The sequence below is a fragment of the Paraburkholderia sp. 32 genome, assembly GCF_050435345.1.
Lineage (GTDB): Bacteria > Pseudomonadota > Gammaproteobacteria > Burkholderiales > Burkholderiaceae > Paraburkholderia > Paraburkholderia tuberum.
In genome coordinates this window covers 2,413,744-2,436,823 of record NZ_JBNDKD010000003.1, presented here as the reverse complement: position 1 = coordinate 2,436,823, position 23,080 = coordinate 2,413,744, and the positions used below count along the sequence as shown (strand labels likewise).

General features: G+C 62.8%; 20 protein-coding genes and 1 pseudogene. 11 read left to right on the top strand and 10 right to left on the bottom strand.

Translation table 11 applies throughout. The annotated features are described in order from the left end of the window. Positions 1-340 precede the first annotated feature (340 nt). The 3 genes from gyrB to dnaA form a co-directional block, all read right to left on the bottom strand. Entirely contained in the window at positions 341-2,812 is a 2,472-nt protein-coding gene (gene gyrB / locus OKW26_RS34090) for a DNA topoisomerase (ATP-hydrolyzing) subunit B (protein ID WP_429356381.1), read from the bottom strand. A gap of 114 nt (positions 2,813-2,926) precedes the next feature. After that, the gene (gene dnaN / locus OKW26_RS34085; RefSeq protein ID WP_090802283.1) at positions 2,927-4,030 is read right to left on the bottom strand and encodes a DNA polymerase III subunit beta; all 1,104 of its coding nucleotides are present in this window, start codon (positions 4,028-4,030) and stop codon (positions 2,927-2,929) included. A gap of 530 nt (positions 4,031-4,560) precedes the next feature. Next, positions 4,561-6,159, bottom strand: a complete 1,599-nt coding sequence (dnaA, locus tag OKW26_RS34080; RefSeq protein ID WP_429356380.1) for a chromosomal replication initiator protein DnaA — start codon at positions 6,157-6,159, stop codon at positions 4,561-4,563. Between the two features lie 382 nt (positions 6,160-6,541). On the opposite strand from dnaA, the gene rpmH reads away from it, so the two are divergent. The 4 genes from rpmH to yidC all read left to right on the top strand — a co-directional run bounded on the left by rpmH (position 6,542) and on the right by yidC (position 9,207). After that, positions 6,542-6,676 carry a 50S ribosomal protein L34 gene (gene rpmH / locus OKW26_RS34075; protein ID WP_004198824.1) on the top strand — a complete coding sequence of 45 codons (135 nt, stop codon included), beginning with the start codon at positions 6,542-6,544 and terminating at the stop codon, positions 6,674-6,676. A 19-nt stretch (positions 6,677-6,695) separates the two neighbouring features. Further along, entirely contained in the window at positions 6,696-7,175 is a 480-nt protein-coding gene (gene rnpA, locus OKW26_RS34070; protein ID WP_429356379.1) for a ribonuclease P protein component, read from the top strand. Between the two features lie 112 nt (positions 7,176-7,287). Next, on the top strand, positions 7,288-7,518 hold the full coding sequence (gene yidD, locus OKW26_RS34065; RefSeq protein WP_167050029.1) for a membrane protein insertion efficiency factor YidD: 231 nt from the start codon (positions 7,288-7,290) through the stop codon (positions 7,516-7,518). 30 nt (positions 7,519-7,548) lie between these two features. Next, entirely contained in the window at positions 7,549-9,207 is a 1,659-nt protein-coding gene (gene yidC, locus OKW26_RS34060; RefSeq protein ID WP_184060959.1) for a membrane protein insertase YidC, read from the top strand. Between the two features lie 137 nt (positions 9,208-9,344). Here the strand turns inward: yidC and OKW26_RS34055 are convergent, their stop codons facing one another. Then, complete coding sequence (locus OKW26_RS34055) at positions 9,345-9,752, bottom strand: helix-turn-helix domain-containing protein (RefSeq protein WP_018418931.1); 408 nt, start codon at positions 9,750-9,752, stop codon at positions 9,345-9,347. Positions 9,753-10,134: 382 nt separating this feature from the next. Here OKW26_RS34055 and mnmE point away from each other — a divergent pair, with 382 nt between their 5' ends. The 3 genes from mnmE (at position 10,135) to OKW26_RS34040 (ending at position 13,311) form a co-directional block, all read left to right on the top strand. Beyond that, on the top strand, positions 10,135-11,529 hold the full coding sequence (gene mnmE, locus OKW26_RS34050; RefSeq protein WP_090802291.1) for a tRNA uridine-5-carboxymethylaminomethyl(34) synthesis GTPase MnmE: 1,395 nt from the start codon (positions 10,135-10,137) through the stop codon (positions 11,527-11,529). A gap of 184 nt (positions 11,530-11,713) precedes the next feature. After that, positions 11,714-12,904, top strand: coding sequence for a tyrosine-type recombinase/integrase (locus tag OKW26_RS34045; protein WP_429356378.1), 1,191 nt, complete (start codon positions 11,714-11,716; stop codon positions 12,902-12,904). 245 nt (positions 12,905-13,149) lie between these two features. Continuing rightward, the gene (locus OKW26_RS34040; RefSeq protein ID WP_184036753.1) at positions 13,150-13,311 is read left to right on the top strand and encodes a hypothetical protein; all 162 of its coding nucleotides are present in this window, start codon (positions 13,150-13,152) and stop codon (positions 13,309-13,311) included. Between the two features lie 99 nt (positions 13,312-13,410). On the opposite strand, the gene OKW26_RS34035 is transcribed toward OKW26_RS34040, so the two are convergent. Beyond that, complete coding sequence (locus tag OKW26_RS34035) at positions 13,411-13,740, bottom strand: ecotin precursor (protein WP_429356377.1); 330 nt, start codon at positions 13,738-13,740, stop codon at positions 13,411-13,413. A 285-nt stretch (positions 13,741-14,025) separates the two neighbouring features. Between OKW26_RS34035 and OKW26_RS34030 the strand changes: the two are divergent. Beyond that, positions 14,026-15,143: pseudogene (locus tag OKW26_RS34030) on the top strand (diguanylate cyclase). Between the two features lie 29 nt (positions 15,144-15,172). Here OKW26_RS34030 and OKW26_RS34025 read toward each other — a convergent pair. Beyond that, positions 15,173-16,012, bottom strand: a complete 840-nt coding sequence (locus OKW26_RS34025) for an SDR family NAD(P)-dependent oxidoreductase (RefSeq protein WP_429356376.1) — start codon at positions 16,010-16,012, stop codon at positions 15,173-15,175. 174 nt (positions 16,013-16,186) lie between these two features. On the opposite strand from OKW26_RS34025, the gene OKW26_RS34020 reads away from it, so the two are divergent. Both OKW26_RS34020 and OKW26_RS34015 read left to right on the top strand, forming a co-directional pair. Further along, positions 16,187-17,122, top strand: a complete 936-nt coding sequence (locus OKW26_RS34020; protein WP_429356375.1) for a GlxA family transcriptional regulator — start codon at positions 16,187-16,189, stop codon at positions 17,120-17,122. A 99-nt stretch (positions 17,123-17,221) separates the two neighbouring features. Beyond that, positions 17,222-17,647 (top strand): HIT family protein, encoded by a 426-nt coding sequence (locus OKW26_RS34015; protein WP_090805510.1) that lies wholly within the window; start codon positions 17,222-17,224, stop codon positions 17,645-17,647. 206 nt (positions 17,648-17,853) lie between these two features. On the opposite strand, the gene OKW26_RS34010 is transcribed toward OKW26_RS34015, so the two are convergent. After that, positions 17,854-18,033, bottom strand: coding sequence for a hypothetical protein (locus OKW26_RS34010; RefSeq protein WP_090805511.1), 180 nt, complete (start codon positions 18,031-18,033; stop codon positions 17,854-17,856). Between the two features lie 622 nt (positions 18,034-18,655). Between OKW26_RS34010 and sap1 the strand changes: the two genes are divergently transcribed. Further along, complete coding sequence (gene sap1 / locus OKW26_RS34005; RefSeq protein ID WP_018418921.1) at positions 18,656-18,994, top strand: surface attachment protein Sap1; 339 nt, start codon at positions 18,656-18,658, stop codon at positions 18,992-18,994. A 254-nt stretch (positions 18,995-19,248) separates the two neighbouring features. On the opposite strand, the gene araH is transcribed toward sap1, so the two are convergent. The 3 genes from araH to OKW26_RS33990 form a co-directional block, all read right to left on the bottom strand. Next, positions 19,249-20,253 carry an L-arabinose ABC transporter permease AraH gene (gene araH, locus OKW26_RS34000; RefSeq protein ID WP_184060966.1) on the bottom strand — a complete coding sequence of 335 codons (1,005 nt, stop codon included), beginning with the start codon at positions 20,251-20,253 and terminating at the stop codon, positions 19,249-19,251. Between the two features lie 74 nt (positions 20,254-20,327). Next, complete coding sequence (gene araG, locus OKW26_RS33995; RefSeq protein ID WP_429356374.1) at positions 20,328-21,887, bottom strand: L-arabinose ABC transporter ATP-binding protein AraG; 1,560 nt, start codon at positions 21,885-21,887, stop codon at positions 20,328-20,330. A 91-nt stretch (positions 21,888-21,978) separates the two neighbouring features. Beyond that, positions 21,979-22,983 (bottom strand): arabinose ABC transporter substrate-binding protein, encoded by a 1,005-nt coding sequence (locus OKW26_RS33990; protein WP_429356373.1) that lies wholly within the window; start codon positions 22,981-22,983, stop codon positions 21,979-21,981. Between the last annotated feature and the right edge of the window lie 97 nt (positions 22,984-23,080).

The window sequence follows — 23,080 nt, the reverse complement described above, 5'->3', positions numbered from 1 at the left end:
GCAAACCGGGTCACCCCAACTACGATGCTCTGGCGCGACCAACGAAGCCGCTGTGCGTGAGCTGGGCGATGCTGTCGCAGGCGAAATCGTTTTCAGTACATTGGGCGGGAGCACAGACGAAAACCGCGGACCAGCGGACGCAGCAGAAGTCCGGCTGAAAAGCCCCCCTGATTGTTGCCGAGACCGAAAAAACTACGGCCACCTCAACACTGTGGCCGTCATTCGTGCGGCTGTGACGTTAGTCAGGTGCCATCATGTGAGCTATCGGAGCGCGTCTATCGATAAATGTCTCAATGGATGCTTCCCAAAATCTCAGGTTATGACTCCTGCTACAACACCCTCAAACGTCGATATTCCCCGCCCTCAACGCATTCGACTCAATAAAAGCCCTGCGCGGCTCCACATCGTCCCCCATGAGCGTAGTAAAGATGCCATCAGCAGCAATAGCATCCTCAATCTGCACCCGAAGAAGACGCCGCACCGCAGGATCCATAGTCGTCTCCCAAAGCTGCTCCGGATTCATCTCCCCGAGGCCTTTATAGCGCTGCTTGGACATATTCCTCTCAGCATCAGCCAGCAGCCACTTCATCGCACTCTTAAAGTCGGTGACAGCCATACTCCGCTCCCCACGCTTGATCACAGCGCCAGAGCCGATCAACCCCTTGAACGTATTAGCGGTGGTCACAAGCTGCTGATAATCCGCAGTCAACTGAAACTCTTCATCGATCACAGAAATCTTCTGATTCCCATGATGCGTCCGCGCGACGCGCAGCGAGCGCAGCTCCCGCACCGGGTCATACATCGTCGTAACGCGCACTTCCGGCTTCAGCGCATCATCCCGCAGCTTCGCCTCAAGCGCGCGAGCCGAAGCTTCGGCCGCCTGCTCGCTGGAGAGGTCGATAACGACGCCATCCATCACGGCCTCGAGCGCACCCGCGTCATACAGCCGGCTCAACCGATCAACCACTGCCTGCGCCAACAGATAAGCCCGAGCCAACTCACCCAACGCATCCCCGGTAATCGGAGTCGCACCTTCAGAAGCCACCAACTCCGACCCCTGCAACGCGAGCCGAAGAATATGAGCGTTGACTTCCGACTCATCCTTCAGATACCGCTCATCCTTCCCCGCCTTGATCTTGTAAAGCGGCGGCTGCGCGATATAGATATACCCGCGCTCGATCATCTCCGGCATCTGCCGATAGAAGAACGTCAACAACAGCGTCCGGATGTGCGCGCCGTCGACGTCAGCATCGGTCATGATGATGATGCGGTGATAGCGCAGCTTGTCGAGGTTGTAATCTTCCTTGCCGATCCCGCAGCCAAGCGCGGTAATCAGCGTAACGATCTGCTCGGAAGAAAGCAGCTTGTCGTAGCGCGCCTTCTCGACGTTCAGCACCTTGCCGCGCAGCGGCAAGATAGCCTGAAACTTCCGATCACGCCCCTGCTTCGCCGACCCTCCCGCCGAGTCACCCTCGACGATATAAATCTCCGACTTCGCCGGATCCTTCTCCTGGCAATCGGCGAGCTTCCCGGGCAAACCGACGCCATCGAGCACGCCCTTACGGCGCGTCATCTCACGCGCCTTGCGCGCCGCATCGCGGGCACGCGCCGCATCGACGATCTTGCCGCAGATGATCTTCGCGTCGCCCGGCGTCTCGAGCAGGAATTCCTCGAGCGCCTTTGCGACCACTTCTTCCACCTGCGCGCGCACTTCCGACGACACGAGCTTGTCCTTCGTCTGCGAGCTGAACTTCGGCTCAGGCACCTTCACCGACAGCACGCACGACAGCCCTTCACGCATGTCATCGCCCGACGTTTCGACCTTCGCCTTCTTCGCGACTTCGTGATCGGCGATGTACTTATTGAGCACGCGCGTCATCGCCGCACGCAGACCGGTAAGGTGCGTGCCGCCATCGCGCTGCGGAATGTTGTTCGTGAAGCACAGCACGTTTTCGTTGTAGCTGTCGTTCCACTGCATCGCCACTTCGACGCCCACACCATCCTTCTCGCCGATGATGTGGAAGATGTTCGGGTGCAGCACGGACTTGTTCTTGTTGATGTACTCGACAAAACCCTTCACGCCGCCGACGAACGCGAAATCCTCTTCCTTACCCGAGCGCTGATCCACCAATCGAATCCGCACGCCGTTATTGAGGAACGAAAGCTCACGAATCCGCTTCGCGAGAATGTCGTAGTGGTATTCAACATTGCCGAAAATCTTTTCATCGGCCATGAAATGCACTTCGGTGCCGCGGTTTTCGGTGTCGCCGATCACCTGTATCGGCGACGTGATCACGCCGTCGATCTCTTCGAGCACGCGGTTCTGCGGCACACCACGGTGGAATTCCATGAAGTGCTTCTTGCCGTCGCGGCGCACGGTGAGGCGCAGCCACGCCGACAGCGCGTTCACGCACGACACGCCCACGCCGTGCAGGCCGCCCGACACCTTGTAGCTGTTCTGGTCGAACTTGCCGCCGGCGTGCAGCTCGGTCATCACGATTTCGGCGGCGCTGCGCTTCGGATCGTGCTTGTCGTCCATCTTGAGGCCGGTCGGCACGCCGCGGCCGTTGTCGGTGATCGACACGGAGTTGTCCGCGTGGATGATCACCTGGATGTCGTTGCAATGGCCGGCGAGCGCTTCGTCGATCGAGTTGTCGAGCACTTCGAACACGAGGTGGTGCAAACCGGTGCCATCCGATGTATCCCCGATGTACATCCCAGGCCGCTTGCGCACGGCTTCCAGACCTTCGAGGATCTGGATGGACGAGGCGCCGTAGCTGTTATCGGGCTGCGTATTGTTCGTTTCAGTCATGGATTTTTTCCGGTTCTGCGTTACTGCAAGGTTGCTGCTCTGGACTTTTCAAAACGCCATAAAAACGCCAAAGGGGCGCTGCGCCCCTTGGTGTTCTTCTTGATGTTGGACGCGTCAGATGCGCATCGGCATCACCACGTACTTGAATTCGTCGTTCTCGGGAATCGTGATCAACGCGCTGGAGCTGGCATCACCCAGGCTCACCTGCAGCATGTCGACCTTCAAATTCGCGAGCACGTCGAGCAGATACGTGACGTTGAACCCGATATCGACGCTGTCGCCGTCGTATGCGATTTCCAGTTCTTCCTGCGCCTCTTCCTGATCGGCGTTGGTCGACATGATCTTCAACTGGCCCGGCTCGACGATGCAGCGCACGCCCTTGAACTTATCCGACGTCAGAATCGCCGCGCGTTGCAGCGAACGCTGCAGTTCTTCGCGGCCAATCTGGAATTTGTTCTTGTGCGACTTCGGAATCACGCGCTGGAAGTCGGGGAACTTGCCTTCCACGAGCTTCGACACGAGTTCAACCTGACCGAACGTGAACTTGACCTGCGTCTGCGCGATGTCAATCTTCAGCGTGTCGTCGATGTCTTCGAGCAGGCGCTGCAGTTCGAGAATCGTCTTGCGCGGAATGATCACTTCGTGGCGCGCGAAGGAGCCCTCGATCTTCATCGACGAGAACGCGAGACGGTGACCGTCGGTCGCGACCGCCATCAGCTGATCGCCGTCCACCACCAGCAGCATGCCGTTCAGGTAGTAGCGGATGTCCTGCTGGGCCATCGAGAAATGGACCATGCCGAGCAGCTGGCGGAACGTCTTTTGAGGAACCACCAGGCTCGCGCCGTAGTCTTTGGCCTGAGCGACGGTCGGGAATTCGTCCGCGGCGAGCGTCTGCAGCGCAAAGCGGCTCTTGCCGGATTGCACGGTCAGACGCTTGTCGTTCAGCGTCAGCGTGACCTGGCCGTCAGGCATCGCGCGCAGAATGTCGAGGAGCTTGCGCGCTGCCACCGTGGTCGCGACCGAATCGCCGCCCACGCCGAAATCGGCGCGCGTGGTGATCTGCAACTCCAGGTCGGTCGACAGGAACGATACGTCAGGACCGTTCTTGGTGATCAGCAAATTGGCGAGGATCGGCAACGTATGGCGGCGTTCGACGATGCCGCTCACGGTTTGCAGCGGCCTGAGGAGGTTGTCGCGTTCGGTCTTGACCAGTTGCATAGGGTTCCTTCGTTGGTATAACGGCCTGCACGCCTTACGGGACAAGCGTTTCAGCGCGCAGCCACGGCTCCCCGCCGGCGCCCTGAAAAGCGCCCGACACGGCGTGAAATCCGCCCGTCGCCGCCGGGCGGTTAAACCTGTATTGTGCCTGAAAACGGGACCGCCTCACTAAAATGGGGGCGAGTTCGGGAATAAACAGGTCGATTTTGTAGGGCGTGGTCCGGGCTGCCGCCGACTTGTCGCGCCGCTGCGCGGCGCTACCGGTTCGCAGGCTCGTTGTTCCGCCACTTCTGGCCGGTTGCGCCGCAAATTCGTCACGGGTTTGCCGCGCTTTTTACGTCGCTTCTGCCCGCTTACCGTCGCGTTCCTTGTCATTTCCCGTTCGGACCCGACAGCGCCGCCGGGTTGTGAGTCCCCTGCCCGTTTCTCGATTTACAGCGTTTTCGCGGCCTCATTCAAACCACTGCGTAGCCGCTTCCGGCGTTTCCTGCCGCCGACGTCCGTTTCACGGTCGCGTGCGGCCAGCCCGTCTAGCCCTTCAGCGTCTGCTCCAGCACGTGCAGTTCGTGATTCAGCTGCGCGTCCTTGCTGCGCTCGTCGGCGATCTTGCGCACCGCGTGCAGCACCGTCGTGTGGTCGCGCCCGCCGAAAAGCTCGCCGATTTCCGGCAGACTCTTCTGCGTCAATTCCTTCGCCAGGTACATCGCGATCTGCCGCGGCCGCGCGATGTTCGCCGGACGCTTCTTCGAATACATGTCCGCGACCTTGATGCTGTAGAAGTCGGCGACCGTTTTCTGGATGTTTTCCACCGAAATCTGCCGGTTCTGCACCGTCAGCAGGTCTTTCAGCGCTTCCTTGGTCAGTTCGATCGTGATTTCGCGGCCGTGGAACTTCGAATACGCGAGGATCTTGCGCAGCGCGCCCTCGAGTTCGCGCACGTTCGAGCGGAGATGCTTCGCGACGAAGAACGCGACGTCCTCATTCAGGCTCACGAACTCCGATTGCGCCTTGCGCATCAGAATCGCGACGCGCATTTCGAGTTCGGGCGGCTCGATCGCCACCGTCAGGCCCGAGTCGAAGCGCGAGATCAGGCGATCGTCGATACCCGAGATTTCCTTCGGATACGTATCGCTCGTGATAATCACTTGCGCCTTGTTGGCGACCAGCGCCTCAAAAGCGTAGAAGAATTCCTCCTGCGTGCGCGACTTGCCCGAGAAGAACTGAATATCGTCGATCAGCAGCAGGTCGAGCGAGTGGTAGTAGCGCTTGAAGTCGTCGAACGCCTTGCGCTGGTACGCCTTCACGACATCGGACACGTACTGTTCCGCGTGGATGTAGCGAATCCGCGCGCCGGGTTTGTCCATCAGCAACTGATTTCCGATAGCATGGATCAGGTGTGTCTTGCCGAGGCCCACGCCACCGTACAGGAACAGCGGGTTATACGAAATGCCGGGGTTGTCGGCGACCTGGATCGCCGCGGCGCGCGCGAGCTGATTCGCCTTACCGGTCACGAAGTTGTCGAAGGTCAGCACGGGGTTCAGCTTCGAGCGCTCGTACATCGAGTCGCTCTCGCTGGATGCCGTCGCGCCCACGCCTTGGCCTGGGCGCCACGTGCGACGTCCGGCGGCGGCTTCGTTCGCGTCCAGGCTCGGCAGATCGAGATCTGCGACGTCTTCGGCGGCGCTGCGCGAATTCGCGTTTTGCGCTGCGAGCGCCGCAGCCGCGGCTGCGGGATTCGCGCGCGCGGCATGCGCGGCATGCACGGCGCCGACAGCCGCATCGACGGCCGCGACGCCGCCGGCATTACCGCCCTGCGGCGCGGCCGAAGCCGGGCGTGCCGACGCCGGAGCCGGCGCCGCGGCCGTTGGGCTACGCATACCGGCCTTCGGATCCAATACGAATTGCACGTCCACCGGCGCATGCCAGAAATCGCGGGCCATATCCGCGATGCGGCCGGAGAACTGGCTCTTGACCCAGTCGAGCTTGAAGCGGTTCGGCGCGGCAATGCTCAACGTGTTCGCATCGGCGTCGAAGGCGACCGGGGCCAAGGGTTTGATCCACGTCACGTACTGCTGGGGCGTAAGCTCACGCTCCAGCAATGCGGAACAGTGTTGCCAGAATTCGTTCATCAAGTTGCTATCGTTATGGTGTGCACGGCGGTCGCCGCTGCCCCTGTCGCGCACGCGCAACAAGGCCCTGAGCAGCCAGGCGTAACAGCCCCAGGCGCCTGTGCCACAAGGGTCTGCGGGACAAGCGTGCCGGAGCGGCGTGCAACATTTTTGGGAAGTAAGGCGAGATTCTAACGCCAAAACGAACCCGAAAGTGAGTTATCCACAGGGACCGATCGCTTGGTCCGGCAACCCCGGCTGCGCCAGACGACGGCTAAACTATTGACGGCCAACGGAAAACCAGTTTAAATAACGGGTTCCGCGAAAACCAATTTCAGTAAACCACCGGCCATTGCGCTTTCAGCGATGATCGCGCGGTTTTTTTCGATCAAGTGAGAGCAACATGAAACGTACTTACCAACCTTCCGTTACCCGTCGCAAGCGCACCCATGGCTTCCGCGTTCGCATGAAGACCGCTGGCGGCCGCAAGGTCATCAACGCACGTCGCGCGAAGGGCCGCAAGCGCCTCGCGATCTAAGGCAAGCGGATTGCGCGCTGTGACCGAAACCCGCGGCGAAGCGGGAGCGGCCGGGGCGCAGCAACCGGGCTCGGTTCCGTTGCGAGCGCAAGCCGCCTTCCCCAAAGCCGCAAGGCTGCTAAAAACGGATGAATTTTCATCCGTTTTTCGTTTGCGGCCGTGGCGCCGTACCGCACACTTCGTCGTGTACGGCCGGCCCACCGGCAACGAGGCGCGTCTCGGCCTCGTGATCGGTAAGAAGTATGCGCCGCGCGCGGCCACGCGGAATCTGGTGCGCCGGATGGCGCGCGAAGCCTTCCGGCTGCGTCGCGCGGAATTCGGCGGTTGGGATGTGCTGCTGCGTCTACACACGCGTTTCGACAAAAAAGCTTTGCCGAGCGCGTCATCGCCGCCGTTGAAGGCGCTGTGCCGCAGCGAAATCGAGGCGCTGCTCGACAAGGCAGCGCGCGAAATTACCCGTCGTCAGGCGCCGCCCGCGGAGGCGCCCAAGACGGAATGACGCAGTGACCGCCCGCACCACGGTCGCCGCAATGGGCGTTGCGCCGGCAGCTTCAGAGCGCGGGCGCCGTCCTGTACTTCACGTTGCGCGGCGCCGTACGGCCGCACCTGCCATGCAAACGGTACTCTTCGCTTTATTGCGCTTTTACAAGCTTGCCGTGAGCCCCATGCTCGGCAACCGGTGCCGTTTTTACCCTTCCTGCTCTGATTACGCGCGCGAGGCAATCCAGTATCATGGCGCCGCGCGCGGGACTTATCTCGCCGTGAGGCGTGTTTGCCGCTGCCATCCGTTTTCCGCGGGCGGCATCGATCTCGTCCCGCCACCCACTTCTGAAAAGCGCTGACGCGCCGTTCCATCGACACTGAGACAACGCATGGATATCAAACGCACCGTCCTATGGGTCATCTTTTTCATGTCAGCTGTCATGCTGTTCGACAACTGGCAACGCGACCACGGACGCCCGTCGATGTTCTTCCCGAGCACGACGCCGACCCAGACCGCCGGCAGCGCCACGCCGGGCACCACGACACCGGGCACCCAGCCGGCCGATCTGCCGACAACCAACGCGGCCGCGCCGGGCAACGCGCCAGCGGCCGAGCAATCGCAGCTCGTGAAGTTCGGCACCGACGTCTATAGCGGCGAAATCGACACCCGCGGTGGCACATTGTCGCGCCTGTCGCTCGTCAAGCAGGGCGACGGCAAGCAGCCGGATCTCGTGATCACGCTGTTCGACAAAACGAACAATCACACGTATCTGGCGCGCACTGGCCTGCTCGGCGGTGATTTCCCGAATCACAACGACATCTTTACGCTGATGCCGAATCAGCCGACCCATCTGGCCGACGGCCAGAACTCGTTCCAGATGAGCTTCGAGTCGCCGGAAAAGGGCGGCCTCCGGGTCATCAAGACGTATACGTTCACGCGCGGCAGCTACGTGATCGGCGTCGAGACGAAGGTCCAGAACGTCGGCACCACGCCGGTGACGCCGCAACTCTATATGGAACTCGTGCGCGACGACCAGCCGGTCGAAACGCCGCGCTTCTCGCACACGTTCATCGGACCGGCTGTCTACACGAACGAGCATCACTTCCAGAAGATGACGTTCAGCGATCTCGACAAGAACAAGCAGAACTTCGCGACGTCGGCCAACGACGGCTGGGTCGCGATGGTCCAGCACTACTTCGCGTCGGCCTGGATTCCGCAGGAAGGCGTGAAGCGCGAGTTCTACGCCGAGAAGATCGATCCGTCGCTGTATCGCGTCGGCATGAAGGAGGCGATGCCGACCATCCAGCCGGGCCAGACCGTCAGCGTGTCCGCGCGTCTGTTCGCCGGTCCGGAAGAAGAAAAGATGCTCGCAGGTATCGCGCCGGGTCTCGATCTGGTGAAGGACTACGGCTGGGTCACGATCATCGCGAAGCCGCTGTTCTGGCTGCTGTCGAAGATCCACGGCTATGTCGGCAACTGGGGCTGGTCGATCGTGCTGCTCACGGTGCTGATCAAGGCGGTGTTCTTCCCGCTGTCGGCCGCGAGCTACAAGTCAATGGCGCGCATGAAGGCGATCACGCCGCGCATGCAGGCGCTGCGCGAGCGTTTCAAGGGCGATCCGCAGAAGATGAACGCGGCGCTGATGGAGCTGTACAAGACCGAGAAGGTCAATCCGTTCGGCGGCTGTCTGCCGGTCGTGATCCAGATCCCGGTGTTCATCTCGTTGTACTGGGTGTTGCTGTCGTCGGTGGAAATGCGCGGCGCGCCGTGGATTCTATGGATCCATGATCTGTCACAGCAGGACCCGTACTTCATCCTGCCGATCCTGATGGCCGTGTCGATGTTCCTGCAGACCCGCTTGAACCCGACGCCGCCGGACCCAGTCCAGGCGAAGATGATGATGTTCATGCCGATCGCGTTCTCGGTGATGTTCTTCTTCTTCCCCGCAGGTCTCGTGTTGTACTACGTCGTGAACAACGTGCTGTCGATCGCGCAGCAGTACTACATCACGCGGATGATGGGCAGCTCGAAGGTGAAGCCGGCCTGATGTTCCGTCCGGTGGCGGCCCGCAGGGCCGCCGTGACGCAAGCTCAAAACGAAAAGCCGCCCGGTGCGAACCGGGCGGCTTTTTTTATGGTGCGGCTGAAGGAAATGCGGCGGGCGGCTGCGCTTGAGTTTCGTCGTTCACTCTTCGTCGGAATCTTCGCCGTAAAAACGCACGATCATTTCCTCGACCAGATTCCGGTCCTTCGGGGTCAACGATGCGATCTTCGAAGCGAGTTCGATCGTTTCGGGTGTCGGCGGATATTTTTCGCCACGTGCCATCGGTCGTGCGCTGGCGCCGGGCGGTGGTCCGTAATGGAGCCAGTGCTCCTTGACGTTCAACCATTCGGCGAGCGTGCGCAACTTGTCCGGCTTCGGGATCGTCGTGCCCGTCAGCCATTTGTGTGCGGTCTGGGGCGTCACGGGCCGCTCGCCGTAATAGCGAAGATTGAATTGCTCGGCGAGTTTGGTCCCGCCGCGGATTTTCAGCGGCTCGAGCAGATCCTTCAGCCTCTTGGCGAAGGCGGCTTTTTCTTTGTCGGTCGGCATGGGCCAGATTGTGCAATTCGGAGTTCAGCCAGTTGACAACCGATCAAGCTTTGTTTTCTCTTATTTGAGATAGTTTTAGCTTGTAGCGCGCGCCCCGTAACGCGTTGCGCGAATTTGATTTTTTTCATCTCTCGATTGCCAGGCTTGGCTTTGCCTGAACCGCAGTTCCTGCCGAGTCTCAACAATTCCTAAGTAGCGCGGTAACAATCCTAGCTTAATTGAGATAAATCTGAGTTGTTCAAACAATAGAGGCGAACGGGCACGTCATCCGCTTCGCGTCCTTGTCGCCAGCGCTTCCGTGCGAAGCGCGCGCGTTACAATGCCTCGCGCCGGTTCGACCGACGCGGCCCTGCTCCTCCCCTCCCGTTTCACCCGACTTCACATGCTCACGACCGACTCCGATCCCATCGTTGCCATTGCTACCGCGCCCGGCCGGGGAGGCATCGGCGTCGTGCGGATTTCGTTCGGCCGCGCTGGCGCGGCGGCGGCCCAGCCGTTGATGCAGGCCCTCACCGGCCAGACGCTCGCGGCGCGTCACGCGAGCTACGTGCCGTTTCTCGACGCGAGCGGCAATCCGCTCGATCGCGGCATCGCGCTGTACTTTCCGGCGCCGCACTCGTACACCGGCGAGCACGTGCTTGAACTGCAAGGCCATGGCGGCCCGGTCGTGCTGCAATTGGTCCTGCAGCGCTGCATCGACGCCGGCCGCGCGTTCGGTCTACGGCTCGCCGAGCCCGGCGAATTCACGCGTCGCGCGTTTCTGAACGACAAGCTCGACCTCGCGCAGGCCGAGGCCGTCGCCGATCTGATCGAGGCAAGCACCGAGGCCGCCGCGCGTTCGGCCGGCCGATCGCTCGACGGCGCGTTCTCGCGCGACATCCACGCGCTGGTCGAAGAGGTGATCACGCTGCGGATGCTGGTCGAAGCGACGCTCGACTTCCCGGAAGAGGAAATCGACTTCCTCGAAGCCGCCGACGCGCGCGGCAAGCTCGTGCGCATACGCGAGCGTCTCGCGCACGTGCTGAGCGAGGCGCGCCAGGGCGCGTTGCTGCGCGAAGGTTTGTCGGTCGTGCTGGCGGGGCAACCGAACGTCGGCAAGTCGTCGCTGCTGAATGCGCTCGCCGGCGCCGAACTCGCGATCGTCACGCCGATCGCCGGCACGACGCGCGACAAGGTCGCGCAGACGATCCAGATCGAAGGCATCCCGCTGCACGTGATCGACACGGCCGGCCTGCGCGAGACCGAGGACGAGGTCGAGAAGATCGGCATCGAGCGCACATGGGGCGAGATCGAGCGCGCGGACGTGGTGCTGCATCTGCTCGACGCGCGCGCCGGAATGACGGCCGGCGACGAAACGATCGCCGGACGCTTTCCGCGCGGCGTGCCCGTCGTCCGCGTGCTGAACAAGACCGACCTGACAGGGCTCGCGCCCGCGACGCAGGCGCTCGACGCCGACCTAGAACTTAGCGAGGTGCGGCTGTCGGCGAAGAAGGGCGACGGCGTCGCGCTGCTACGCGACGAACTGCTGCGGATTGCCGGCTGGCAGGCGGGCGCGGAGAGCGTCTATCTCGCGCGCGAGCGGCACCTGATCGCGTTGCGCGCGGCCGACGAGCATCTGGCGACCGCCGCCGTGCATGCGGAGCAGAACGCACAGGCGCTCGATCTGTTCGCCGAGGAATTGCGGCTCGCGCAGGATCAACTGAACTCGATCACCGGTGAGTTCAGTTCGGACGATCTGCTCGGCGTGATTTTCAGCCGATTCTGTATCGGCAAGTAACGCCGAACTTGTGCGTCGCCGCAATGCGGCCGTCATATAGGCTCTCGCGGCCGAATCGGTGCCGCTGCCGCACACGCGAAAATCGCACTCCGTCGACCAAAAACCCACCGGATTTTTGGTACACAACCGGGCAAAGGATTTAGAATCCAGCTGTCCGAGCCTAAACGTACAGCGCCCCCAAAGCATGCCCCGCCTCGCCACCCCGCTCACCGAATCCGAGATCCGCGCGCTCGAACCGCGCGCGACCCGCTACTGCGTCGCCGACGGCAACGGCCTCGTGATCGAGGTCATGACGACCGGCACCAAGGTCTGGCGCTTCCGCTATACGTTGAACGGCAAGCGTCAGCCGCTCGCGACCATCGGCGATTACCGGATGATTTCGCTGCGCGTCGCGCGCGCGAAGGCGCAGAGGTACGCGGCGCTCGTCGCGCAGGGCATCTCGCCGGTCGCCACCGCGCGGCGCGATCGCGGTGCCGAGAGCAAGGCCGACGTGCTGCGCGAAGCGGCCGAGCTTTATCTCGCGACGGCGCTGGCCGGCAAGTCGGATGAATATCGCCGCACCACGCGGCGCGCGCTCGACAAGGACGTGCTGCCCGCGATCGGCAACAAGCCGATCGGCGCGGTCACCGCTGACGACGTCGTCGCGATCTGCGAGCGCATCAAAAGCCGCGGCTCGCCGAAAATGGCGCTGCACACGCGCAACGTCGTGAAGCGCCTGTACGCGTATCTGATCGCGCGCCAGCTCGCGACCAGCAATCCCGCGGAAGTCGTACCGGCGCGCTCGATCGCGACCTTCGACAGCCGCACCCGCGTGCTGTCCGGCGCCGAGATCGGTGTCATGCTGCGCAGGATCGACACATCCAATATCCGCCGTCCGCTGAAGCTCGCGCTGCATCTGCTGGTGCTGACGATGGCACGCAAAGCGGACCTCGTCGAATCGACATGGGCCGAGTTCGATCTCGACAACGCGCTGTGGACGATCCCCGCCGCGCGCCTGAACGCGCGCGAGGACCGCGTCGTCCGTCTGCCGCGTCAGGCGGTTGCGCTGCTGCGCGAGCTGCAGCGCGGGCGCACCAGCGAGACGTTCGTGTTCCCGAGCGTCAGGGGCGACGATCGGCCGATCGCGAAAAGCACGCTGAACCAGGCAGTCAAGGCATTGGGGCTCGACGTGGAGCATTTCGTGCTGCATGACTTTCGTCGCACCGCGTCGTCGCATCTGCGCGACATGGAACAGCAAACAGCTGCGGGGGGCGACATCGCGAAGCGTGAAGCAACCGACGAAGCGGCGTGGCAGGGTCGCATGCTTCAGAGTTGGGCGGACTTTGTCGATAGCCAGGTGGAAGTCGCGCGGCAGACGGCGAACGGGACGGCTTGACGGCATTGTCATGGGTTTTGGCGCCATGTGACGCTTGCCGTCAGGCCGGTAACAGGATGGTACACAGGCTAATGCGACCTCGCCCAGACGCTAGGCAAATAAAGGAAAAATCATCAAAAAACAGGTTTCCAAACCGGGCGCAAATGCACCTTTTTTCGCTTCTCTGGACCGTTTGACATCGTCGTTCTTTCCCCGCTTCCTTCGCCTACACTGAGAGATGGATGCAAGCCGATACGGAGGTTCCGATGCCTGAATCAATGCTCGCTTATCTGATGGGGCCCGCCGTCATGCTGGTGGTCGGCCTTGCCATCTGGATGATGTCGCGTCACCGCGACCCGTCCAGGCCGCCCAGGCTCGAGCGCTGGCTCGACACGCATTACGCGGAGTGGCTGCATCACAAGCATTAAGCCGTGCCTCAAATGGAAAAAGGCCGTCGCATTGGGCGACGGCCTTTTTGTCTGCGCGTTGTTCGGCTGAATCATCCGCGCATCAGAGGCTGGCTGCGCTCACCACTGCGGCTCGGGTTGCGGTTGCGCATAGCCGTACTGTCCGGGCGGCGGTGCGCCGCACGCGACATATGCGCGCTGATACTGGTCGTAGCAATATCCGGGCGGCGGTGCCACGTAAGCCGGCGCGGGCTGGTACGAGGGCTCGGCATAGACCGGCTGCGGATACGCGACCACCGGCGCCGGCGTCAACGCCGAGGTGACCACCGCGCCCAGCACCGCGCCGCCAATCAGCGCACCCACCACATCACCGCCGTGTCCGTGCGCGGACGCCTCGCCCGCCACCGTCAAACTACCCGCCATTACCAACGCCACTGCGATCTTTTTCATATTGAGCTCCCGCCGTTCAGGCATGGACGAATTGTCGCCGGCGCGCGCGGAAATAGATGCTGCAGTTGGTAACCGGAGATTAACTCTGTAACAGGTGCATAACGTTGGACGCGTTAACCGACGCAGGGCATTGCGCTGCTTTTCATCCAGGCATCGCGGGGAAGATCGCCGCGCTGGCCTTGATGCGGGCGCCGACTATTATCTGACCAAGGGCAGTGGTCAACGAGCGCCTCGCCTCCCCGCAAGCTGACGTGCCCTCCCTGAACTTCATCCTGGCCGAGCCACATGGACACCTCTAAACCGCCCCAGAACGCCGCAACGCTGCATCCCGCAGACGACGCGAACGCGCAGGCGCACGCGCTCGTCGCTGAGGATGCGCCCAGTCTCGCCAGCGACGACGCGCTCGCGCGCATCCTCGCCGACCCGCCGGCGGCCGAGTGCCCGATCATGGTGCTGCTGGTCGGCGACCAGGCGGTCATCGCCGAGGGGGTGCGCGAGGCGCTCGCCGACGAGCCGGGCATCGACTTTCGCTACTGCGCGTCATGGGAAGACGCGGTGCGCTGCGCCGAGGAAACGCGCGCGACGGTGATCCTGCAAGATCTCGTGATGCCGGGCACCGACGGTCTGACGCTGGTGCGGCAATACCGGCTGAATCCCGCCACTCGCGACATCCCGATCGTCGTGCTGTCGACCAACGAAGAGCCGCTCGTCAAAAGCGCGGCGTTCGCGGCCGGTTCGAGCGACTACCTCGTGAAGCTGCCCGACCGCATCGAGCTGATAGCGCGCATCCGCTATCACTCGTGCTCGTATCTACACCTGCTGCAACGCGACGAGGCGTACCGCGCGCTGCGGCAATCTCAGCGGCAACTGCTGGCGACGAATCTGGAGTTGCAGCGGCTCACGCATTCGGACGGTCTGACCGGCCTGTCGAACCGCCGCTACCTCGACCAGTATCTGGCGGCCGAATGGCACCGTGGCACCCGCGACAAGACCGGCCTCGGCCTCCTGATGATCGACGTCGACCACTTCAAGGCCTACAACGACACCTACGGGCACGTCGCCGGCGCGACGAAGTGCTGAAGAGCGTCGCGCATACGATCGAAGCGTGCCTCGGCCATTCACTGGATCTCGCCGCGCGCTTCGGCGGCGAGGAGTTCGCGGTGGTCGTGCCGGACACGTCGGCGGGCGGCTTGCGCCTGCTCGCGGAGAAAATCCGCATCGCGGTCGAAGACCGCGCGATCACCCATGCGGGCTCGGCAGAGGGCGTCGTCACGATCAGCATCGGCGCGGCGATGGTGGTGCCGTCGGCCGCCGAACCGGTCACGTCGCTGATCGAGGCCGCCGGCGTCGGCCTGTATCGCGCGAAACACGACGGCAAGAATCAAGTGGCCGTGAGCGGCTGAGTCTGGCGCCGCCCTCCTCGACCTTCGGCTTACGCGGCCACGGCGCGCGTATAGCGCTCGGCCGGCGCGCTGCGCGACAGATTCGGCTGCAGATGCAAACGCGCGCTGTTCAAACGCTCCCAGTCGGCGGCATCGGGCAAAGACGGGATCGTCACCAGTTCGCCCTGATCGAGACCGGCAAGCGCCGCGTCGACCATGTCCTCGGCGCTCATCACGATCTGCGAAGGCAGGTTCTCGACCGCGAGACCCGCGCGATCCCAGAACGCGGTGCTCGTCGCGCCCGGCAGCACCGCTTGCAGCCGCACGCCCTTGCCGCCCACCTCGTGATGCAGCGACTGCGTGAGGTTCAACACGTAGGCCTTGGTGCCGCTATAGGTGCCGTTCAACAATTCCGGCGCCAGCGCGACGATCGACGAGATATTGATCACCGTACCGGCGCCGCGCGCGATGAAGCCCGGCAACACCGCCGCCGTCAGGCGCGTGAGCGAGCTCACGTTCAGTTCGATCATCTGCTCGAGTTCATCGATGTCGGAGTCGATCAGCGTCGCGGTCGCGCCGACGCCCGCGTTGTTGATCAGCATCGTGATGCCGCGCTCGGCGCGCAACTGGTTCTCGATGCGGCGCACGTCGGCCTTGTTGGTCAGATCGGCGCTGACGGTGCTCACGCGGCGGCCGGTTTCCTTCGTCAGCCGGTCGGCGAGGCTGCTGAGGCGTGCGCCGTCGCGCGCGATCAGCAGCAGGTCGTAGCCGCGTCGCGCGAGCCGGTCCGCGTAGACCGCGCCGATACCCGACGATGCGCCCGTGACCACCGCCGTACCGTTGCCTTCGTTCGAATTGCCTTGTACGCCCTTGTCTGCCTGCGTTGCCATTGAAGCTCTCCTTGCGGGCTGCGCATGATGCGGCCGCCTGTCCGGTGAATGGGAACATCCGTGAACTCGCCGCCTGGCGGCTTTTGCGCTGATACGACGGGGTTGACGAGCTGAGTTTAGGCGCGTACTGTTTTGTCTCAAATGTCGTATTCCCCTCGTTTTCGGACATCGCAGATGAAACGCATCGCCGTGGTGGTCTTTCCGGGCTTTCAGATCCTCGACATGGTCGCGGTATCGATTTTCGAACTCGCCAATCAGGACACCGGCGAGCCCGCGTACGACGTCGCGGTGATCTCCGAGCACGGCGGCATGGTGCGCAGCTCGGCGGGCGTCGAGGTCGCGACGCGCCCGTTCGGCGATCCCGCCTACGACACGGTGATCGTCACCGGCGCGATGGAGATCGCGCCGTCGTCGCCGGGGCTGCTCGCGTTTCTGAACGACGCCCTCGCCGCCTCGCGCCGCACCGCGAGCATCTGCACCGGCGCGTTCGTGCTCGCCGAAGCGGGCATCCTCGACGGCCGTCACGCGACTACGCACTGGGCGCATGCGCGCGATTTGCAACGGCGCTTTCCGCGCGCGCGGGTCGACGAGGACCGCATCTTCATCGTCGACGGCTCGGTGTGGACGTCGGCCGGCATGACCGCGTGTATCGATCTGTGCCTCGCGCTCGTCGAGAGCGACCTCGGCGTCGCGGTTTCGCGTGCGATCGCGAAGAAGCTCGTGGTCTATCACCGGCGCACCGGCGGGCAATCGCAGTACTCCGCGATGCTCGATCTCGAACCGAAATCCGATCGGATCCAGAACGCGCTGTCGTATGCGAAGAGCCATCTGCGCGAGCCGCTGACCGTCGAGCAGCTCGCCGACGTCGCGCATCTGAGCCCGCGCCAGTTCAGCCGCGCGTTTCGCGACGAGACGCGCCAGTCGCCGGCCCGCGCGATCGAGGCGCTGCGTGTCGAGGCGGCTCGCACCATGCTCGAAACCGGCCGTCATTCGATCGAAACCGTCGCAGCCGACACTGGCTTCATCGACCCCGAGCGGATGCGGCGCGCGTTTTTGCGCGCGTTCGGCCAGCCACCTCAAGCGATCCGGCGTGCCGCACGCGTGGCGTAAGCGTTCGGGTAGAGAATAGGAAACCGCGGTGCGAAGCTACGCAAAAAAGTATCCCGCTCGACCCGTGAATCGAACCCAGCCCAAATGAAAGGAAACGCGATGAGCTACAACGACAGCAACCCGTTCGCCAAAATCTTGCGCGGCGAACTACCGTGCATCAAGGTGGCCGAAAACGACCAGGCGCTGGCTTTCATGGACTTGATGCCGCAGGCCGACGGCCATCTGCTCGTCGTGCCGAAGGAAGCGGTCGCGGAAATTTTCGATCTGTCGGATGCGGCGCTCGTCGCGTCGACGCGCATGGCGCAAAAGCTCGCGATCGCGGTGCGCGCGGCACTGCGTCCTGACGGCGTGTTCATCGGCCAGTTCAACGGCGCGGCGGCGGGACAGACAGTGCCGCACGTCCATTTCCACGTGATTCCGCGCTGGGAAGGCCAACCGCTGAAGCTGCATGCGCGCGAGGTCGCCGATCCGGACACGCTCGAAGCGCTCGCCAAACGGATTCGCGCGCACTGGCGCGCCCATTGAAGCGCGACGCGAGGCCCTGCCGACGCAACGTCGCGCCCCGCATTACGGTCACGCCCGGTAACAACTGTAAAAGCCGTTGAAACCACCGATTGGCGTGTCGCGACTAGACTGCTATTGCCTTGTGTTCAAGGCATTGAGTGTGGATCTCTTTTTTTCAGCCTGCCCCTGTGGCAGGCTTTTTTTCTTTGGGGACCCGCTTCGCAATCTCAGAGCCGCTCGCGCGAACGGCGTAGCGGATGCCGCCAGTCGATGCGTCGGCGACGCGCTCGCAACGGCCGTCCGTCGTGCAGGTCTCGATGCTCCTGCCACAGTTCGTCGGAAAAAAGAAACATGACGATCAGCAGCGGAACGACCAGAAAAATCCCGAGTATGACGTGCTCGTTCACGATAGCCTCCGGGTGCAGGAGATTCATTTTCATTGTAGAGCACCGCCTGTACCCGCATACCGGCTCGACGAAGATCCACCTGGATTCAGGCCGCACGCGAAGGGTACATCGCACTGCGATCGCGCCCCCCTCGCCTGTCCACGCGGTTTTGCGCCGCGCGGCTTTTTTCATGCGTTTTCGGCAATGGCGCGTTGCAAGCGTTTCACCAGGGCCCGTGAGATACGGCTGGCACTGTTTATTTTCTGCACTTGCCTCGTTATTGCGCATCGCAGCTTTTGCCTGTGGAATGACTTTGTGTGCGATGCACAAACCCGTTGATTAAATTGTATTAAATCGCTTAATTGACGCTACACGTTTACGTGAATGCGCGCGCAAAGCTTTACCAGCTAAGGCATATGCGAGTGTGGATTTTTAGTTATTCATTTCATTGCCATTCGGTCAGGCGTGTGCTCAAGCTTTAATCAGCTTCGACAGCAGGTGCGACAATTCGCCACTGTTGCGATCGCACACAAGATGTGCTTGTCGTTCTCATCGGTTCTCCTAGAGTGCGAGATGCGGGTCCACCGTTAAAGTTAAATACATAGCTAACCGAGATTTTTTTCGGCCCGCCCCGGAGGAACGAATGAAAACTCGAATTGCCGTTGTTTTCGCCATCGCGGGTTTGGCTGCCGCTAGCGTTCAGGCGCAAGACGTCGTGATCAAGCCGCAGCAAACGATCCAGTTCAAGGCCAATGCCTATGGCTGCGTATCGAAGGACAAGCTCGATGCCGCCGATCACCACGCGCAAGCCGGTGAACAGCAGCAGATGCAGGAATTCTTCTCCGGATATCAATGCGTGTCGACTCCGACCGACTCGAGTTTCCGCGTGGTGCGCGTGGTCGGCCACGACGTCGAGTTCGTGAATTCAGCCAATAGCGATACCGAGGGGCTCTGGGCGAACGACCGATTCATCAAGCAATAAGTACAACACCGGTATTCCGGCAAAAGCCGGAATACCGTCGCATGCGTATCCGCTGCGGCTTTAAAAGTCGCAGGCGTGAACGCGTGAGCTAAAAGAGACGGCTTGGGCATTCCGATGCCAAGCCGTTTTTTTTATTGCTTTTGATACTTGCCAGGCTTCACCTGCAATAAAAAAGCCGATGCGGGTTTTATCGACCCGCATCGGCAGTACGCCTTCTCGCAAAGCGCAGGAAACCGGCCACGAGCAACGGCGCGTCAGTGCACGCGCTTGCTGCGGCGGAACTGGTCGAACAGAACCGCGAGCAGCAGGATGCCGCCGCGAATCAGGTACTGGTAGAACGTCGGTACGTTCAGCAGGCTCATGGCGTCCTGTACCGAGCCCATGATCAGCACGCCGACCAGCACGCCGGAGATCGTCGCGACACCGCCCGTCAGCGACACACCTCCGAGCACGCACGCGGAAATCACGCCGAGCTCGAGCCCGACCGACGTCTTCGGATCGCCGAGGCTCATGCGCGACGCGAGCATCACGCCCGCGAAGCCGGTCACGAGGCCTTGCAGCACGAACACGGTGATCTTGATCCGCGTGACGGGCAGCCCCGCGAGCACAGCCGCTTCGCTATTGCCGCCGACGGCCAGCACGTTCTTGCCGAACACGGTCTTTTTCAGCAGGAAGCCGAACAGAACGAAGCCGACGATGTTGCTCCAGATCGGATAAGAAATGCCGAGGAACGAGCCGCCGCCGAGGTCGAAGAAGCGCTCCTCGGAGATCATCACCGCGTCGCCGTTCGACGTGATGTACGCGAGGCCGCGCACGACCTCCATCATCGCGAGCGTGACGATCAGCGAGTTGATCTTGTAGCGCGCGACCAGCGTGCCGTTGACGAGCCCGACCGCGCCGCCCGCGAGCACGCCGGCCGTGATGCCGACTAACACGCTGTGCGTCGCGGTGATCAGCACGGAAGCCACCACGCCCGAAAACGCGACGATCGACGCCACCGACAGGTCCACCTCGCCGAGCGCGAGCACGAACATCATCGTGACGGAGATCGAGCCGATCAGCGTGACCGACAGCAGCAGGCCCTGGATATTGCGCGTGCTCAGAAAGTCTGGGACCGTGAACGACAGCACCGCGAACAGGATGACGAACACCATCACGATGCCGGATTTGTTGATCAGGTCCCAGGTGCGCGCGGCGCGCGCGGCCAAGCCCACGGAGGCGACGGCGGGGGTCGAGGAATCGGTGGAAGGTGTATTCATGATGTCTGTTCCATTCAATGCCGTTTTCGTTGCGATATTCGGTAAGAGGTCTGGTGGCGCGATCCGTTGGGCGATCAGCGCGGCAATGCCAGCTTGATCAGCGCATCCGGCGTGGCCTGCGCCTTTGGCAGATCGCCGACGATGCGGCCTTCCTTCATCACGATCACGCGATCGGTCACGCCGATCACCTCGGCGAGATCGCTCGACACGACGATGACCGTGCGGGCCGCCTCGGCGAGCCCATACAGCAGCCCATAGATCTCGCTGCGCGCCCCGACGTCGATGCCGCGCGTCGGCTCGTCCATCAGGAACACGTCGATCTCTTCGGCGAGCCAGCGCGACAGGATCACCTTCTGCTGATTGCCGCCGGACAGCGTGCCGATCGGCGTGTCGCCGTTGCGCGTCTTGATCGCGAGCTTGCCGATGAACTCGCGGGTGGTCTGCGCTTCCTTGCGGCCGTTGAGCACGCTGAAGCGGCTGAAGTGGCGGCGGCAGCTGATGTTCAGGTTGTCCGACACCGACGCGATCGACACGATGCCTTCCTGCTTGCGATCCTCGGGACACAGCGCGACACCGGCGCGCACCGCGTCGCGCGGCGTGGCGAACTGCACGCGCTTGCCCTTCAGCGCGACCTCGCCGGCGCTCGGCTTGACCGCGCCGTAGATCAGCTTCATCAGCTCGGAGCGGCCCGCGCCGACGAGTCCGAAGAAGCCGACGATCTCGCCCTTGCGCGCCGAAAACGAAGCCGGTTCGCGCAGGCCCGGTCCCATCAGGCCGTCGACCTGAAGCTGCACGTCGCCGTGCTCGCGCGCGCGATAGCCGTACACATCGGTGATCGAGCGCCCCACCATGCAGCTGATCAGCCGATCGCGGTCGAGTCCCGCGCCGGCCTCGAAGGTGTCGATGCGGCGGCCGTCGCGAAACACGGTGACGCGATCGCACAGTTCGTAGACTTCATCCATCCGGTGCGTGACGTAGATGATCGCGTGGCCTTCGGCCTTCAGCGCGCGGATGATGCGGAACAGTTGCGTGGTTTCGCGCGACGACAGCGAGCTGGTCGGTTCGTCGAACGCGATCACGCGCGCGTCGCGCATCAGCGCCTTGCCGATTTCGATCATCTGCCGCTGACCGATCGACAGATGCTTGACCTGCTGCGACGGATCGAGCTTTTCGCCGAGCCGTTCGAGCTCGCGCATCGCACGCGCGACCAAAGCCTTTTCGTCCAGTACGCCGAAGCGATTCGGCAGGGCGCCGAGCATCAGATTCTCGGCGACCGTCAGCTCCGGCACCAGATGCAGTTCCTGATAGATGATCGCGATGCCCGCGGCGATCGCCGCCTTGGTCGTCGCGAACTGCTGCTCGACGCCGTCGAGCGACAACGTGCCCGAGACAGGATGATTGACGCCGGACAGCACCTTCAGCAGCGTCGATTTGCCGGCGCCGTTTTCGCCCATCAGGCCGTGCACCTCGCCGCGGCGCACTTCTAGCGAGACCTGGTCGAGCGCGAGCACGCCCGGAAAGCGCACGGTGATGCCGTCGAGCCGGAGATAGGGGGCGTCGGATGCGGGCGTCGATGCGGGCGAGGGCGCGAGCGCCGCCTCGCTGGCATGAGACCCGGTGAATAAGGACGTCATCGAAAAACCTCGAACGGATGAACCTGAGCGGGCCGCGCTCGCGCTAAACGCGAGGCACGAGGCGGCCCGCCGTCTGCTGCGAGAACCTCGCTTAAATACCCAGTTCCTTGCGCACGTCCAGCCAGTTGCCGCGCACCATCAGCTTGCCGGTGGTCTGCGTGTCGGCGGGCGGCTGCTTGCCGTCCTTGATCCACTCGATAAGGTTCTCGGTGCTTTCCTTGCCGTGGTTCGTCGAGCTGACCGCGATCGTGCCGTAGAAGCCCGTCGGTTCCTTCTTCTGGAACTCGGCGAACGCCTCGCCCGCGCCGTTGATGCCGACGCCGATCACGTCCGCGGCCGGAATATGCAGCTGTTCGGTCGCGCGCACGCCGCCGAGCACGCTTTCCTCGTTGAGCGCGAAGATCACCCACTTCTTGATGTTCGGATGCTGCGCGAGCACCGGCGACACCGCGTTGAAGCCGCCTTCGTCGTCGGTGGTTTTCTGCGGCGCGTCGAAGACGTTTTCCTTCTTGAAGCCGCCGGCGAGCAGCGACTGCGTCGCGCCGTCGGTGCGCAGCTTCGCGGTCGGCAGCTCATAGTCCGTGATACGCAGCGCGCCGACTTCCTCAGGCTTCCAGCCGCGGCGCTTCATTTCGTCGGTGATCGCCTGGCCCACCTGGTTGCCGATCTTGAAGGCCGACATGCCGAGGTGCGGCACGTTCGCCAGCGGCTTGCCGGTCGAATCGACCAGCTGGTCGTCGACGGTCACGAACTTCATGTTGTAGCGCTTCGCGCGCGCCTGAATCGCCGGTCCGAGACGCACGTCGGGCGCGCAGATCACGAAGCCTTTCGCGCCTTGCGCGCCGAGGTTGTCGATCGCGGCCAGCACTTTTTCGCCATCGGGCGTGCCGATGTTGACGACCGAGAAGCCGTCCTTCTTGCCGAGCGCGCTCGCGGCTTTCTGTTCGTTGATGAACCACGCCTGTTCGGGCATCTTCACGAGGAAGCCGACTTTGAGCGGCTCATCCGCTTGGGCGGACAGTTGTGCGGCGAACGGGGCGGCGAGGGCGGCGGCGGCCATCGCGGTCAGGGTCAAACGGCGAAGCTTGCTGGTCATCTACTGTCTCCTGAGGGTGAAAAGCTGCATTGATGTCGTGTAGTTGCAGCGGGGTAACGCGGGCGGCGTCAGCCGTCGCGCGAATCGGGTCGGATCT